This is a genomic window from Enterococcus sp. ZJ1622 (assembly GCF_011038845.1).
Classification (GTDB): domain Bacteria; phylum Bacillota; class Bacilli; order Lactobacillales; family Enterococcaceae; genus Enterococcus_B.
Window position 1 is genome coordinate 150,788 of the sequence record NZ_JAAKDW010000005.1, and the last position, 14,393, is coordinate 165,180.

Here is a 14,393-nt window from a genome sequence, read left to right on the forward strand (position 1 = left end):
AAAAATGAACCATGCATATTTAAAAGATTGATTGATTTTGGGGAGGTCTGCGACAAGATTTTTGCCGTGACACTCCCTTTTTTCTTTCTTTTTGCGCTACAATGTTAGAAGTAGGTGATAAACATGATGAGTTATATAAAACGCAGTTTGGGTAATACTTGGGATTTTTTGATGGGCACACAAGCCTATTTCCGTGATGTTTTGTTGATGCACGGCTTTATTTTATTTGTTTGCCTTTATTGAGCAGTACGACTCGGTTCATCTTGCATCGAGGAACGATCGATTACTTGTCTTATGATAATATCCCGATGATTTTTTCTCAGCATCCTGGTGTACTCGTTTCTCTGCTGGCAGTCTTATTGGCGATTTTACTACTGATTTATTTTGAGTTTGCATTTTTGCTGATGAGTGTTTATTTTATCAAAAAGAAAGAAGCAATCTCTTTGAAGCAACTATTGCAGCTGACGATTCTTCAGCTTCGAAAAGTCAGACCACTTACTTTTCTTTTCTTTCTTGCTTACTTTTTGCTGATCTTGCCTTTCAGCGGGCTGGGGTTCAATTCCGATCTTTTGTCTAAAATCAAAGTCCCTGCTTTTATTTTAGATTTCATTTTCGCGAATCGTTGGATCGTCGTCAGTTCTTTTTTCCTTGTTTACCTGATTCTCGCGTATATCGGGATCCGCTTGATCTTCGCTTTGCCGGAGATGATTTTGCGTGATCGTCCTTTCAAAGAAGCAGTCAAAGAAAGCTGGATACTGACTCGATTGCGTTTTTTTGCTATTTTAGGTCAATTCGTGATCATCGGCGGATCTATTTTACTGATTTCAACCATGGGGTACTTCAGTGTGATCATGGCGCAGACAGCTATCGAACATTTTTATCCGGATTATTCGCTGATCAGCGCTGTATTTGCGATGACCCTTTTACAGGGGATCTTACTGTTCAATATTGTGATGTCGACTGTCGGGATCTTTTATATCATTGTCGATTTCATGGATGATGAGGGATTTCTTCCTGACATTCCTGGCTGGTTTATTCCTCAGACTGGAAAAACGCATTTTTCTGCTTTGAAAAATATCGGACTGATTCTGTTTTCTATTTTTTTCGGAATCGGTGTTTGCTTGTATAACATGAATTATTTGACTTCTGCCTCGCAGACAAAACCATTGACGATCTCACACCGCGGGGTCAGCGGGAAAAATGGTGCACAAAATACACTAGGCGCTCTGGAAAAAACCAGCAAAAGTTACCATCCTGATTATGTCGAGATGGATATACAAGAAACAAAAGACGGACAGTTTGTCGTTATGCATGATTTGAACTTGCACAATTTGACAAGAGTCAACAAGGCGCCGCAAGAGCTGAACTTGAAAGACTTGGAGAACTTGATGGTCACAGAAAATGGTATAAAAGAACCAGTTGTTTCATTTGATGCTTATTTGAAAAAAGCAAACGAATTGGACCAAAAACTACTGATTGAAATCAAAACATCTAAAAGAGACTCCGCAGATCTAGTAGATCGTTTTGTTGAAAAATATCAAAAGACGATCTTGGAACACGGCCACATTTTACAAAGTTTGACGTATCAAACTGTTGAAGACTTGAAAAAAGCAAATCCAAATTTTTATGTAGGCTATATCCTGCCTTTTAATGTGGTAGGTCCACCTGTGACTAGCGCAGACTTCTTGAGTATGGAATACAGCACGATCAATCGAAACTTTATCGATTCTGCCCATCAGGATGGAAAAAAAGTATATGTATGGACCATCAACGATTCTGAAGCTATGAGCCGGATGATGTTTTATGGTGTAGATGGGATCATCACAGATGAAATGAGGATCCTAAACGAAAGTATCAGGCAAACAGATGAAGAAATCACTTACTCAGATAAACTTCTGAACTTTGTCTTAGGCGTCGGATGACTTCTTTAAGAAATTGACTTGTATGACAGCAAAAGAACCGCTAAAGGACAACGTGGTCCTTCGCGGTTCTTTTGCTGTCGCTGTTTCTGCGCCTGATTCTAGTTCTCTTTTGATTCCTTCACAGCTCGCACAATCGCTAAAATAGCGGGAATAGCAGAAACAATTGCAAAGATGATGCCCAATTTTCCAGAACTTTTTCTTTTTGTCATATCTTTTCGCTCCCTTCTATCTTAATTCCATTATAGGGAAGTTCTGGATATTTCTCAAAAAAACTGTTTAGGAAACCAGCTCTGCTGGCGCTGAGATGTCACAGTATTTCACCAGTAAACGGTATTTGCCATCAATAATAACAGAGTAATCTCTTTGATCATAACTTTCGATATAGACCACAGCCGTGTTGGTATATGTCTGTTCGATACAGCCAATCATTTCATAATTGGCTCCTATCGGCTTGCATATGTACGATTTTCCTACTTCAACGTTAAACATTTCTACTTCACTCCTTATTTTGTTTTTCTTGTCTTTATAATAACAAAAAAACACCTCTTTGAAAACGGTTTATTTTATATTTTTTTGTTTTTTTGTTTGTTTTTATGAAGATCGGCTGTTATTTGTAATTATTTTAAATAACTATATTCTATATTTGGAGTGACAAAACTGTTCGAAATCGTAAGCGGAATGTTCGTGCAATGTACAGGCATTAGGCTTATGATTGGCCAAAAGGAGTGATTTGATGATCTATATCCAAGCTGTCATTTTTATTTTATTAACGATTGGTCTACTTGCTGGAATAACAGAGAACCGTTGATTGTTCAAAATAAAATAAATTCATCTAGTTTTCAATGCCTCTTGATTGCACAAAAAAATGGAAGGTGCTAAACTAAATATAAGTTCGTTAAGTTACTAGAAACTTTCACGAACTATTTACACTAAAAAAGGAGGAAAGCGCTTATGACATTTACAAAAACAAACTTGTCTTACCGTGTGGCTTTTGACACAGCTTCTAACCGTTTCATGGCGATTGATGCAAGCAATGAAAAAAATGTTGCTTTTGGTATCACAATTGAACAAGCTATCCGAGCATTAAATGAATCTAAATAAGGAGTGACCCATCCCAAATGGCGACTGACGAGATCTCGGAAAATCAATGAAAGACGTTTGTAGAGGCATCTATGCCGAAACGAACGTCTTTTTGCGTGCTCATTTTTCTCATTATGGAGACCCTACCCTTTCGATTTCCGGATACGAACGAGGTGAATCCATTCCTGATAAAAGAAACATTAGTTACTCTAGCAGATCATTCCAACGCCTCTACTGATTACATACTTGGAAGAAATCATGATTCTGTTTTGGACAATTGTGGAACTTGATACGCTTTTTGAATCGAACGTACATATGTCTTATTGTTTACCTTGGAACAAATCCAGCGAGTCAGACCAGCGAATATTTCACTCATGCTTTCAGATATTATCCGTGGTGGAGAAGCGTCCGATTATTTATTAAGCGCCGATGACTAGAATGAAGCGCCACTGGAAGGGAAAGAATGGCTGGTGATTACCACTATTTTTTTGCCTTGCTTTTCGTTGTTATGACAATATTGTTAGCTTTTTCGATTAATATATTCAGTTCACCTACTATATAATCGAGATACAAAATTGAAATGAGGGATTGTCTTGAAAAAAATAATTGGATTGATTCTTATTGCCATTATTGCTTTTGCTGGATGGATAGGATGGGATTATTATCACTCTACCTATATGGGTAAAGATTACTATGCCGTCATTCACTCACCCTTACCTTCAGAAAAAGATATAAAAGCAGATGATGGCTCTCCTATGGGCAAAGGATATAAATATGTTGTGGACGCCTATGACAAAGAAGGAAATAAACGAAAACTGGATTTTTCAGTCATTACTTCTGGAGATTACAAGAACGGATCAGCTTACAAAGAAGGAACGATCCTACGCCTGCATGCCAGTGATAAACGGATCATTGAAAAAGAAGTCATCTCCAGTGATAAATTGCCAAAAACTGTCAAGGATAAGTTAGGAATCGTATGATTTCTTTGAACCATTGAGACGATTTGAACAATCAATAAGTTAACAAGTTTAATAAAAAAGAAAACACTCGAAATGAGTGTTTCAGACTGTAGACAAAAGCATCGGTTTCCTCTTTTCTAAGAGTGTAAACTGATGCTTTTGCCTATTTTTGTATAATAAACGATATGAAGACATACGCTTCCACTGCCAACTAGCCAATTTTTTCAGATTCATTGCGGCAAAAACAAGCATCGTATGCACCTGATTTTTTTCCAAGCCTCGATACTTGGTGTAGCGCATTCCATGCTTTTCCTTTGCGTCTGCAAAAACGCGTTCAATCGTTTCTTTTCTTTTTTTATATTTTTCGCGATTGTACGCCGTATGGCGTAAATGTTCTGCTTCATCTAAGTAGTCTTCCCAAATATGTCGATGTATTTCTTTTTGGTGTTTTTGGCTTTCTGTACAATTTTTCAATAATGGACAACTTTCACAAATAAAAGATTTAGATACATATTTTTTATAGCCATCTCGAGTAGTTGTGCGAAACTGAAGTGTTTGATCATTCGGGCATAGGTACCAGTTATAATAGGGATCATAATCAAAATCTTTCTTTTTAAAACGTTCTTTGTTTCCTTTGGGTCGAGTATAAGGAAAAATGGGCCGGAGTTTTCGATCGATTAAATACTTGGCGTTCCAAGGTGTTTTGTACGCAGCATCAGCAGCTACACCATAAAAGGAGAATCCACGTGATTTAACACGTTCGATTTGTGGTACGAGCATTCGGCTGTCATGTAGGTTTCCAGGCGTAATCATGACATCTAATACAAAACCATTTTCATCACAAACGGTATGAGCAGAATAAGCAAACTGTTTTTCTCGTTCTGTTTTTACATAATAACCACTTTCTGGATCTGCGACACTAATTTTCCTTTCGACCACCTCCTGACGAATGATTGAACCAAAAGGGCGTTTGCCTTCGGCAATTCTTGCCTCATTGATTTCTTCTAATTGTTTTTGGTATAAAATGGCTTCTTTATGTGCCATCTCTCTTGTAAAAATACGTTTGTTCGCATTCGCTTTAATATGAGTTGAATCCATATACAAAATTTCTTCATGAATAAATCTAGCATCAACTGCTTGTTCGAGAATAATGATAAATATCTGTTCAAACAAATCGGTTTCTCTGAAACGCCGTGCATAGTTTTTACCAAAAGTTGAAAAATGAGGAACTTTATCAATTAAACTAAGCCCAAGAAACCAACGATAAGCTAGGTTTGTTTCAACTTCTTTAATGGTCTGACGCATTGAACGGATCCCGAATAAATATTGAATGAATACTAATTTTACTAAGACGACAGGATCAACGCTAGGACGACCAATGGTCGAGTAAGTTGATTCAACAATTGGATAAATAAAATCAAATGACAATGATTTGTCAATTTTACGGACCAAATGATTTTTAGGAACAAGTGCATCTAGCGAAATTTTGGCTTCTTCCATCCGACTATCCATTGATTGTTTGGACATCATTATACATTCCTCCTCTAAAAGCAAACGTTTTCTTTAATTGTAACAAAAAAACTGTAGAACAAAGAAATTTTTTTCTTTGTCTACAGTCTGAAAGAAAACACTCGAAATGAGTGTTTTCTTTTTTATTAACTGTTATTCATTTTTAAAACTTAATGAACGCCCTTATCTTAAAGGCGTTCGTTCAATTCATACATACATGTATTACTTTTCTTTCATATCGTTAACGAACGCTGTAATATCAGTATTTTGTCTATCCCTTAATTATTCTGTTTGTTCTAATTTTTTAATATCCCTATCATCAAATCTATCACTAGTTTTTCTATTTTTTACTTTTTTCTTCTCTCCAAACACTAGAAATAATTGTACAATAATTGCAGAAATAATGATTCCAATGATAGATATTGAATTTGAGGTGGAAACATCTATAACATTCAAAGAATAAAGTGTTGAAGAAAGTAAACTGATTAAAACAATCCCTCTATAAAAAATAGTTTGTGAGTATACCCAAATTTTTTTAGAAGACAGACTTCGTTTAGTTCTAAAACCTATACCTGCATTTCTACTCCTATCAAAGAACCAAATATTCAGAAGTAATAATATCGCTACTATTAAAATAAAATTACTGTAAAAAAGCAAAAACTCCCCTCCTAATAAAATATTTAACTACCGAAAAAAATACGTTTAGATAACACCATAGCTAAGTTTTTTTCTTAAATATTTATTCCTTTTAGTACGCTTATATAAACGTGAAAGATGATCATATAGTAATTCTCCTTTAACTTTCTCTATTTTGGTTCTTTCTTTTGATCCTAGTGTCTGATACTCAAGAAGTCGTTCTTTTTAGAGAAATTCACTGCGTAAAATTCATAAAATAAAAGATTATTCCTTTCTCTTTCTTAGTATATAGTGGATATATTACTATTCTAAATTCTCTTCTATTATCATTTAAATAGTATTTAACTGTAAAAAATATGGTAAGAGCAGTTACTAATATACCTACCCAATCCGCAATGATCCCCATATATTCGGGCTTATACCAATTCATTTCATCACCTCTTTACCATTATACCAAAACTATAATGACCAAGTGAGCTTTCCTAAATATTATGTATCGCCCCTCAAAAAGGGACTATTTTTATTTACACCGACAAAGAAATATCAGAGATGCGCACATCGTTCACTGCGCCTTTCCCATTTGTCTGGTTGCATCGGCGTAAGAGGGTGTCATCTTCTTCCCTTTTATCCAAACGATGTCGAATGTAGTATCAGATCCTAATTCATCACCTCCCATATAATCAGAAATGAATGTCATTAAATGTCAATTTAAAGCTCCTTTTCTGTCCAAATTTGCTGAGTTATAAAAAAAACGTTATTTATTTATACTTTTATTTGTTTTTCATCTTTTTTCAAATAGAAACATCTGATATTATAAGTAAAGAAAAGGCTTTAAAAAAAGAAATAAGAGGAATAAAAAAGAAAAATGATGAAATCAAGAAAGAAGGTCTTAAATGAATAAATCGTATTTTGACGGTGGCTTGGCTACATATATAGGAACTACTATTTTAGCCACTTTAATCACTATCTGCACATTTGGTATCTGCGCCCCATGGGGTATTTGTCTCATTTATAACTGGAGAATTAAACACACTGTCATAAATGGCCAACGTTTATATTTTGACGGCACTGCTTTACAGCTATTCGGTAGCTGGATCAAATGGCTACTTTTGACTTTTGTTACTTTTGGTATTTATGGTTTTTGGTTAAATATAAAATTAGAGCAGTGGCGAGTTAAACATACTCACACGCTTTGATAAAACATGCAGAGCTTTTCAAAAAAAGAATCATTAAATTGTCTTTTAGTAATTTGAAAAAGTTCAAAATAACTATTAGCAATAAAAAATCAATTGGAAATTATTTTATCAAATAGAGAGGATTAAATAATGAGCTTTTTCAAAAGATTAAAAGAATTAAGTAATTTGAAAAAATCAATTGAACATGAAAAAGACACTCTGGAGAAACTACAAACGGACATTTTTCTCGAAAATCAACGTGCCACTGAAGAAAAAAATCAGATTGCTGAACAAATAAATATTTTAACTAAACAGTTAGATGAAAAAGAATCTACTATGAATAATATCCGTAGTGTCCTTAGAGCGGAAAATGCCGCGTTACAAGATGAACTAATTAAGAATGCAAAAATAAAAGCAGAAAAAATAACATACAGTGCCACCACAGAATTAAATTCGTTATTATCTTCCATAGATCAATATAAATCTGAATTGGACGAATTACAAGTTGAGCATGCTCTTTTGCAAAAAGAAATAAATAGATATAAAAATCAAGCTAGAAAATATAAAGCAGATATCGTAGGGATTAAAGAGTTTAATAAAACTTATTCTAACTCACTGCATTGTGACGTGGAAACAATTGATACAGTAGTCAACAACATAGAAAATCTTCTTGATGAAGATGGACTGATTGATTCGCTCATCAAGTTACCTCTACACTCTGATAACTCAAAAGAATTGAGAAAATTATCAAGAGCGACTAGAAAAGAAATTGATGTTGTGCTGAAAAAATATGAATCACGTTACACCACAAAAGGAAATAAAGCTATATATAACTTAATGGTAATAGGTTTGCAAGCAGAAATGCAATTACTCCTTTTCAACCTTAGTTATCAAAAATTAGAAGAAACAAAGAATATGATTGAGGAAATTTTTACAAAATATTTATTGATTGCGGGAAAAGGAAATAAATCAATTTTATCTACAATCACTAGATTTATTTCAGAGATGAAACCTTTATATTTAGAATTAATAAACATAGAATATCGCTATTATATTAAGCGCCAACAAGAAAAAGAAGAGCAACAAGCTATTCGCGAGCAAATGAAACAAGAAGCAGAAGAAAGAAAAGCTCTAGAAAACGAAAGAAAAAAACTGGAAAAAGAAGAATCGAAATATATAACTGAAATGAAACGAAATGAAGAGCTTTTACAAATTGAGACTGATATCGGAAAAATTGCACAATTAAATGAACGTTTAAAAGAACTGCAATCTCAACTAGAAAAAGTAGAAGAAAAGAAAGAAGAAGTTACAAGCTTGACGATGGGGAAAGCCGGTTATGTGTATATTATCTCTAATGTTGGTTCTTTCGGTGAAAATATCTTTAAAATTGGCATGACTCGAAGACTTGAACCTCAACAACGTGTTGACGAGTTAGGTAGTGCTTCTGTTCCATTTAAATTTGATGTCCATGCAATGATTTTTAGTGACGATGCTGTCAACTTAGAAAATACCTTGCACAAAAAATTATCAGAATATCGAGTGAACAAAGTGAATTTTAGAAAAGAATTTTTCAAGTCGAGTATCAATGACTTAGAGACTTTGGTAGAAGAAATAGATCCAACTGCAGAGTTTACAAGAACGATGCTTGCTGAAGAATACCAACAAACATTAGCTATTGAAGAAAACAGTCAAAATTTTATTGCTTAATATATTATGTTAAAATCTTTGTTTTTTTGATGGTGACTATCACTACCTACCATTAAGTGGGAGTAAATATTTGATTTATCTATTGATATTTTCAACAAGGAGGAATAAATGAGTACATTTTTAATGTTAGTTGGTTTTTTTGGATTTCTATTCGGACTATGCTTTTTAGTATATTCTTTTTTATCCAAGAAAAGACGTTCAAAGAAAAAGATCGGTATTGGAATTCTAGTAGCTTTTATCGTTATGATAATAGGTGGCGCTCTTGCTCCGCCAGCTACTGGACAAGCAGCCCCACACAAAAACGCTAAATCTTCATCCTCTAGTGTATCTGCTTCCTCCGAAATCCGAGAAAAAGATGAAAAAAAAGCTAAAGAATTAGCTAAAAAGAAAAAGGCTGAAGAACAAAAAGCTAAAGAAGAGGCTGAGAAAAAACAACAAGAAGAACAAAAAGCTAAAGAAGAAGCTGAGAAAAAACGCCAAGAAGAAATTAATCAAAAAACTTCAACAGCTAAAACTATTCTAGCACAAGCAGAAGCTACTCCAACCAGAGATAACTATAATACAGCGTTATCAGCAATCCAATCCATCCCCGGTGGAAACCAAGAATTATCAAATCGATTAGCCAATGTTGATTCAACTATAAAAGCTAATGAGGCCGCCGAAGCAGAACGACAAAAACAACAAGCAGAAGCACAGCAAGCTGCTGAAGCTCAGCGTCAAGCACAAGAACAGCAAGCTGCTGAAGCTCAACGTCAAGCTGAACAGCAAAATAATTCGTACACTGTTGATGGACAGTGGTCTATTGCTGCAAATGGCATGGTTTTCGCTCGCTCAGATAGTGGTAAATATTATTCTCGTGTTACAAATCCAAATAATTATCAATATATGACCCAGGTAGACGCTGATAATGCTGGATACAGTCGTGCTCCCCGTGGGAATCAATACGCTCGACCATAACTAGTAGCATTATGATAATTCAAGATTAGCCTTCGGGCTTTTCTTTTTTAGATAAAAATGATTAGATATCGATCTACGTAACAAATTCAAAGATTACATCAATAATCAACATCTAAAAGTTTCTGGGAAAATTATCTTATTATCAAAAAAGGATGGCTAGAATAAGCCATCCTTTCATTTTGGGTACCTAGGTGGGTACCAATTTTCATTTTAAAACCAACATGTTTTGGGTACTAATTTGTGATAATCACTTAAAAACCCTTATCTTAAAGGCGTTCGTTCAATTCTTTAGCAAGGTCTTCAAAGCCTGGTTTACCTAGAAGTGCGAACATGTTTTTCTTGTAAGCTTCAACACCTGGTTGGTCAAATGGATTGATACCGTTCAAGTAGCCTGAAATACCTACTGCGATTTCAAAGAAGTACATTGTGTATCCCAATGTGTAAGCATCCATCTCTGGGATTTTTACAAGAAGGTTCGGTACGTCACCATCTGTATGGGCAAGTAATGTTCCTTCGAACGCTTTTGTATTGACAAAGTCTACTTCTTTTCCTTGCAAGTAGCCTAGTCCATCCAAGTCTTCTGCTTGTTCAGGAATAGTGATTGATTTACGAGGTTTTTCGACTTTAACGATTGTTTCGAAAATATTACGGCGTCCTTCTTGGATATATTGTCCTAGAGAATGCAGATCTGTAGAGAAGTTTGCACTTGAAGGATAGATTCCTTTTTGGTCTTTTCCTTCTGATTCGCCGTATAATTGTTTCCACCATTCAGAGAAGTATTGCATCCCTGGTTCGTAGTTGATCAATAGTTCTGTTACTTTTCCTTTACGATAAAGGATATTACGCATTGCTGCATATTGATACGCTTCGTTTTCTTCTAATTTGTCGCTTGAATAAGCTTTGCTTGCATCTGCTGCACCTTGCATCAAAGCATCAATATCTGCTCCGCTGACAGCGATTGGCAACAAACCAACAGCAGTCAATACAGAAAAACGTCCACCGATGTCATCAGGAATAACAAATGTTTGCCATCCTTCAGCGTCAGCTTCTACTTTAACGGCACCTTTTGCTTTGTCTGTTGTTGCATAGATTCGTTTGTTAGCTTCTTCTTGACCATATTTTTTCACAAGAAGTTCTTTGAATACGCGGAAAGCAATCGCAGGTTCAGTAGTTGTACCTGATTTTGAAATAACGTTTACGGAAAAGTCGCGGTCCCCGATGACTTCGATCAAATCAGCGATATAAGTAGAGCTGATTGAATTTCCGGCAAAGAAGATTTGTGGTGCTTTGCGTGTTTCTCCGTCCAATAGATTATAGAATGTGTGGTTCAAGAAATCGATTGCTGCACGAGCACCTAAATATGAACCTCCGATACCGATCACTACTAATACTTCAGAATCAGATTGGATTTTTTCAGCTGCTTTTTTGATGCGTGCGAATTCTTCTTTATCGTAATTCGTTGGAAGATCGATCCAGCCGCGGAAATCACTACCTGCACCTGTTCCTTCACGCAATTCGTTGTGCGCTGCTGTTACTTGACTTTGCATGTAGCCTAACTCGTGTTCACTGACAAACGGTGCGACTTTTGAATAGTCAAATTGAATGTGTGCCATTTTTGTTCCTCCTTAAAAGTTCAATATACAGATAATACTTTACGTTTTTTTTTACTATTTTTCAAGCAAATAAACAATTTGTCGTTAATATTTCCAAGAAACTTCCAAATTCAGACTAATCCTTGGGAAATCATCGCTGTTGCTACCTTCTCAAAACCTGCTACATTCGCACCAAGCATCAGATTTTTTTCGTTATCATATTCAGCGGCTGTCTTTCGACATGTCCGATAAATTTGTTCCATGATCTGATCCAATTCTTCGTCTACTTGTTCTTTCTCCCACGTCAGACGCTGCGAATTCTGACTCATTTCCAAAGCTGAAACGGCGACTCCGCCTGCATTCGCTGCTTTTCCAGGACAATACCAGATATCTGCATCATGAAAGACCGAAACAGCCTCTACCGTGCAAGGCATATTTGCACCTTCTGCCACGACTTTGACTCCATTCTTGACTAAAGTGCTTGCCAGCTCTGCGTCGATCTCGTTTTGAGTGGCACATGGCAAAGCGATATCCGCTGGTTTTTCTAATGTCCATACGGATTCGCCAGCATGATAAATCGCTGAAGGACGCTGTTTGGCATATTCTGTCAGGCGTTGCCGTTTGACCTCTTTGACTTCCTTCAGCAAAGCAAGATCGATTCCATCTGGATCATAGATATACCCGCTGGAATCGGAGCAAGTCACAGCTTTCCCGCCAAGTTCCTGCACTTTTTTGATCGCATAGATGGCTACATTCCCGCTTCCTGAAACAAAAACTGTTTTCTTGTCAAAGGAATCTTTTTCTTCTGTCAATAAATGCTTGACGTAGTAGACCAATCCATATCCTGTCGCTTCCGGACGGATCTTGCTTCCCCAAAAATTCAAAGGTTTCCCTGTCAGGACCCCTGTGTCATATTGCTTCAACCGTTTGTATTCACCAAACAAATAGCCGATTTCCCTTGCACCGACACCGATGTCTCCTGCCGGTACGTCAAGTGATGGGCCAATGTGCTTCGACAGTTCGAGCATGAAACTCTGACAAAAACGCATGATCTCATTATCGGACTTTCCTTTTGGATCAAAGTCACTTCCACCTTTTCCGCCGCCAATCGGCAAACCAGTCAAGCTATTCTTGAAAATCTGTTCAAATGCCAAAAACTTCAGAATACTCAAATTCACACTTGGATGGAAACGCAAACCGCCTTTATATGGTCCGATCGCAGAATTATACTGGATACGATACCCTCGGTTCACACGCCAGTTTCCTTCATCATCTTGCCATGGTACGCGAAATTGGATGATTCGCTCAGGTTCAGTGAGAATCTCTAAGATATTTCGTTCGATATATTCAGGATGGTTTTCTAAAAAACGAGTGACTGTCGGCATGAATTCATCTACTGCTTGGAGGAATTCCGTCTGACCAGCGTCTTTTTGATGCAGCTTTTCTTGGATCGTTTGCACATATTCCTTTGCATTTGTCATTGTAACACGCTCCTTTGCTTATCTTCTCTTATTTTAGCTTATTTTGCAGGCGGTCTCAAAACTTTTTTCTGTTTTCTTTCTTGAAATATGCTACACTTTTCTGGAGGTGAGGGAATGGAAACAACGTACGACGTAATTGTAGTTGGTGCTGGGACAAGCGGTATGATGGCTGCTATCAGTGCTGCTGAGCAAGGAGCAAACGTGCTTTTGATTGAAAAGAACAAGCGAGCTGGAAAAAAACTGCTGATGACTGGTGGCGGTCGTTGTAATGTGACGAACAATCGTCCTGTCGACGACTTGATCGCACATATTCCAGGAAATGGAAAATTTTTATATAGTACATTCGCCCAATGGAATAATTTTGATATCATGAATTTCTTTGAATCGCAAGGTGTCCATTTGAAGGAAGAAGATCATGGGCGGATGTTCCCTGTGACGAATAAATCAAAGACGATCATCGAAGCATTGCTCAATCGATTGAAAGAACTGGGGATCACTCTTCTTTTCGGTACACGCGTAGAAAAATTAATCCACAAAGAAGGAAAAATCTATGGGGTCCGCACCGAATTTGAGGAGTTCGACGCATCTTGTGTTGTTTTGACTACAGGCGGACGGACATATCCTTCCACTGGTTCGACAGGAGATGGCTATAAGATCGTCAAGAAAGTCGGTCATACGGTCACACCACTTTATGCGACAGAATCTCCTTTGATCTCAGAGGAACCATTTATTCAAGAGAAAACACTGCAAGGTCTTTCCTTACAGGATATTTCCTTAAGTGTACTGAACCAAAAAGGCCGCGTCCTGACAGAACACACCATGGATCTGCTGTTTACCCACTTTGGGATCTCGGGCCCTGCTGCCTTGCGCTGTTCCAGCTTTATCAATAAGGAATTGAAGAAAACAGAAGAACCTGTCACAGTTTCACTTGATTGTTTCCCCGCGAAAACAAAACAGGATCTGATCCAAGAATTAACAGCGAAAAGCAAGATGAGCAAAAAAACTTTGGCAAATGCTTGGCATGGGTTTCTTCCAGAACGGCTGCTCCTCTTTTTCCTTGAACGGCTAGACATAGAGAAACAGACCGGACAGCAGACAACAGATAGACAAGTCCAAGATTTTGTGCAGTTGTGCAAGGCATTCACGATGACGATCAGTAAAACCTTTCCGATCGAAAAATCCTTTGTCACTGGCGGTGGCGTTTCACTGAAAGAGGTCAACCCCAAAACCTTAGAAAGCAAGCTAGTTGAAGGCCTGTTTTTTGCCGGAGAACTACTGGATGTCAATGGCTATACAGGTGGTTTCAATATCACAGCAGCGTTTGCGACGGGACATGTCGCTGGAATGAATGCAGGACAACGATCATAATGAAACA

Annotated in this window: 11 protein-coding genes and 1 pseudogene; 7 read left to right on the plus strand and 5 right to left on the minus strand. The window is 36.9% G+C overall.

What is annotated here, in order from left to right; genetic code table 11:
• Nucleotides 1–126 precede the first annotated feature (126 nt).
• Nucleotides 127–1,922, plus strand: a pseudogene (locus G7Y42_RS06470) (glycerophosphodiester phosphodiesterase).
• A 276-nt stretch (nt 1,923–2,198) separates the two neighbouring features.
• Here G7Y42_RS06470 and G7Y42_RS06475 read toward each other — a convergent pair.
• The gene (locus G7Y42_RS06475; RefSeq protein ID WP_165004653.1) at nt 2,199–2,411 is read right to left on the minus strand and encodes a hypothetical protein; all 213 of its coding nucleotides are present in this window, start codon (nt 2,409–2,411) and stop codon (nt 2,199–2,201) included.
• Nucleotides 2,412–2,873: 462 nt separating this feature from the next.
• On the opposite strand from G7Y42_RS06475, the gene G7Y42_RS06480 reads away from it, so the two are divergent.
• Together G7Y42_RS06480 and G7Y42_RS06485 are read left to right on the plus strand one after the other, a co-directional pair.
• A complete protein-coding gene (locus G7Y42_RS06480) occupies nt 2,874–3,023 on the plus strand; it encodes a hypothetical protein (RefSeq protein ID WP_165004651.1) in 150 nt (49 codons plus the stop codon).
• A gap of 572 nt (nt 3,024–3,595) precedes the next feature.
• A complete protein-coding gene (locus G7Y42_RS06485) occupies nt 3,596–3,982 on the plus strand; it encodes a YxeA family protein (RefSeq protein WP_165004649.1) in 387 nt (128 codons plus the stop codon).
• Between the two features lie 81 nt (nt 3,983–4,063).
• Here the strand turns inward: G7Y42_RS06485 and G7Y42_RS06490 are convergent, their stop codons facing one another.
• Both G7Y42_RS06490 and G7Y42_RS06495 read right to left on the minus strand, forming a co-directional pair.
• Entirely contained in the window at nt 4,064–5,491 is a 1,428-nt protein-coding gene (locus G7Y42_RS06490; RefSeq protein WP_241161925.1) for an IS1182 family transposase, read from the minus strand.
• A gap of 261 nt (nt 5,492–5,752) precedes the next feature.
• Complete coding sequence (locus G7Y42_RS06495) at nt 5,753–6,127, minus strand: SdpI family protein (protein ID WP_165004647.1); 375 nt, start codon at nt 6,125–6,127, stop codon at nt 5,753–5,755.
• Between the two features lie 872 nt (nt 6,128–6,999).
• Here G7Y42_RS06495 and G7Y42_RS06500 point away from each other — a divergent pair.
• The 3 genes from G7Y42_RS06500 to G7Y42_RS06510 all read left to right on the plus strand — a co-directional run bounded on the left by G7Y42_RS06500 (nt 7,000) and on the right by G7Y42_RS06510 (nt 9,945).
• Nucleotides 7,000–7,302, plus strand: a complete 303-nt coding sequence (locus tag G7Y42_RS06500; RefSeq protein ID WP_165004645.1) for a DUF898 family protein — start codon at nt 7,000–7,002, stop codon at nt 7,300–7,302.
• 129 nt (nt 7,303–7,431) lie between these two features.
• Complete coding sequence (locus tag G7Y42_RS14910; RefSeq protein ID WP_206215442.1) at nt 7,432–8,988, plus strand: GIY-YIG nuclease family protein; 1,557 nt, start codon at nt 7,432–7,434, stop codon at nt 8,986–8,988.
• Between the two features lie 108 nt (nt 8,989–9,096).
• On the plus strand, nt 9,097–9,945 hold the full coding sequence (locus G7Y42_RS06510; RefSeq protein WP_165004643.1) for a hypothetical protein: 849 nt from the start codon (nt 9,097–9,099) through the stop codon (nt 9,943–9,945).
• Between the two features lie 266 nt (nt 9,946–10,211).
• Here the strand turns inward: G7Y42_RS06510 and G7Y42_RS06515 are convergent, their stop codons facing one another.
• The gene (locus G7Y42_RS06515) at nt 10,212–11,558 is read right to left on the minus strand and encodes a glucose-6-phosphate isomerase (RefSeq protein ID WP_165004641.1); all 1,347 of its coding nucleotides are present in this window, start codon (nt 11,556–11,558) and stop codon (nt 10,212–10,214) included.
• A gap of 110 nt (nt 11,559–11,668) precedes the next feature.
• A complete protein-coding gene (gdhA, locus tag G7Y42_RS06520) occupies nt 11,669–13,018 on the minus strand; it encodes an NADP-specific glutamate dehydrogenase (RefSeq protein WP_165004639.1) in 1,350 nt (449 codons plus the stop codon).
• A gap of 114 nt (nt 13,019–13,132) precedes the next feature.
• Between gdhA and G7Y42_RS06525 the strand changes: the two genes are divergently transcribed.
• Nucleotides 13,133–14,386 carry an NAD(P)/FAD-dependent oxidoreductase gene (locus tag G7Y42_RS06525; RefSeq protein ID WP_165004636.1) on the plus strand — a complete coding sequence of 418 codons (1,254 nt, stop codon included), beginning with the start codon at nt 13,133–13,135 and terminating at the stop codon, nt 14,384–14,386.
• Nucleotides 14,387–14,393: the final 7 nt, after the last annotated feature.

Bases quoted from the DNA above. Each gene is read 5' to 3' on its own strand.
- G7Y42_RS06475 (WP_165004653.1), bottom strand. From the start codon at position 2,411: ATGTTTAACGTTGAAGTAGGAAAATCGTACATATGCAAGCCGATAGGA.
- G7Y42_RS06510 (WP_165004643.1), top strand. From the start codon at position 9,097: ATGAGTACATTTTTAATGTTAGTTGGTTTTTTTGGATTTCTATTCGGA.
- G7Y42_RS14910 (WP_206215442.1), top strand. From the start codon at position 7,432: ATGAGCTTTTTCAAAAGATTAAAAGAATTAAGTAATTTGAAAAAATCA.
- G7Y42_RS06480 (WP_165004651.1), top strand. From the start codon at position 2,874: ATGACATTTACAAAAACAAACTTGTCTTACCGTGTGGCTTTTGACACA.
- G7Y42_RS06525 (WP_165004636.1), top strand. From the start codon at position 13,133: ATGGAAACAACGTACGACGTAATTGTAGTTGGTGCTGGGACAAGCGGT.
- gdhA (WP_165004639.1), bottom strand. From the start codon at position 13,018: ATGACAAATGCAAAGGAATATGTGCAAACGATCCAAGAAAAGCTGCAT.
- G7Y42_RS06515 (WP_165004641.1), bottom strand. From the start codon at position 11,558: ATGGCACACATTCAATTTGACTATTCAAAAGTCGCACCGTTTGTCAGT.
- G7Y42_RS06500 (WP_165004645.1), top strand. From the start codon at position 7,000: ATGAATAAATCGTATTTTGACGGTGGCTTGGCTACATATATAGGAACT.
- G7Y42_RS06490 (WP_241161925.1), bottom strand. From the start codon at position 5,491: ATGATGTCCAAACAATCAATGGATAGTCGGATGGAAGAAGCCAAAATT.